At 60.4% G+C, this 1,431-nt stretch carries 2 protein-coding genes; both read left to right on the top strand.

All coding sequences use genetic code 11. From position 1 onward, the window contains the following. Nucleotides 1-804 (top strand): FAD-binding protein (locus BG60_RS36115; protein WP_034474653.1); only part of this gene is annotated, 804 nt, incomplete at its 5' end. Between the two features lie 22 nt (nt 805-826). Next, a partial coding sequence (locus BG60_RS36110) for a succinate dehydrogenase iron-sulfur subunit (RefSeq protein ID WP_034474652.1) occupies nt 827-1,431 on the top strand: 605 nt, incomplete at its 3' end.

The following is a 1,431-nucleotide window of genomic DNA, read 5'->3' as shown; positions in this document are numbered from 1 at the left end:
GAGACGATCATGAAGCGTCTGCCGTCGATTCGCGAGATTGCGCTGAAGTTCGCGAACGTCGATTGCATCAAGGAGCCGATTCCGGTCGTGCCGACCATCCACTATCAGATGGGTGGCATTCCGACGAACATGCATGGTCAGGTCGTGGGCACCGCGAAGGGCTACAACGATCCGGTCAACGGCTTCTATGCTGTTGGCGAATGCTCGTGCGTGTCGGTGCACGGCGCGAATCGTCTGGGCACGAACTCGCTGCTCGATCTCGTCGTGTTCGGCCGCGCGGCGGGCAATCACATCATCAAGCACGCGAAGGAATTGAAGGAGCACAAGCCGCTACCGGCCGATGCCGCCGACTTCGCGATGGAACGTCTCGCGGTGCTGGAGAAGTCGACGTCGGGCGAATACACGCAGAACATCGCCAACGACATCCGCGCATCGATGCAGGCGCATGCGGGCGTGTTCCGCACGTCGAAGCTGCTCGAAGAAGGCGTCGGCAAGATCGCCGAACTCGCCGAGCGCGTGAAGCACGTGCATCTGAAGGACAAGTCGAAGGTGTTCAACACCGCGAAGGTCGAGGCGCTCGAACTGGCGAATCTGATCGAAGTCGCGCGCGCGACGATGGTCTCCGCCGAAGCGCGCAAGGAAAGCCGTGGCGCGCACGCGCACAGCGACTACGAGCATCGCGACGACGAGAACTGGATGCGTCACACGCTGTGGTTCAGCGAAGGCGATCGCCTCGAATACAAGCCGGTGCAGATGAAGCCGCTGACGGTCGAATCGGTGCCGCCCAAGGCGCGTACCTTCTAAGGAAAGCGCAAGGAAATCGAAAATGGCAAAGAGAATTTTTGAAGTCTATCGCTACGATCCGGACAAGGATGCAGCGCCGCGCATGCAGAGCTACGAGCTCGATCTGACGCATGAACGCATGCTGCTCGACGCGCTGGTGAAGCTGAAAGAAGTCGATGAGACGCTGTCGTTCCGTCGCTCGTGCCGCGAAGGCGTGTGCGGTTCGGACGCGATGAACATCAACGGCAAGAACGGCCTCGCGTGCCTGACGAATCTGAACGAACTGCCGCAGAAGATCGTGCTGCGTCCGCTGCCGGGTCTGCCGGTGGTGCGCGATCTGATCTGCGATTTCACGCAGTTCTTCAATCAGTATCATTCGATCAAGCCGTATCTGATCAACGATACGCCGCCGCCCGAGAAGGAGCGTCTGCAGTCGCCCGTCGAGCGCGATGAACTCGATGGCTTGTACGAGTGCATTCTGTGCGCGAGCTGCTCGACGTCGTGCCCGAGCTTCTGGTGGAACCCGGACAAGTTCGTGGGACCGGCGGGCTTGCTGCAGGCGTATCGCTTCATCGCGGATAGCCGCGATCAGGCGACGGGCGAACGCCTCGATAACCTGGAAGATCCGTATCGTCTGTTCCGTTGCCA

The organism is Caballeronia zhejiangensis, from assembly GCF_000698575.1.
GTDB lineage: Bacteria > Pseudomonadota > Gammaproteobacteria > Burkholderiales > Burkholderiaceae > Caballeronia > Caballeronia zhejiangensis.
This window is presented reverse-complemented; position numbering and strand designations above follow the sequence as displayed.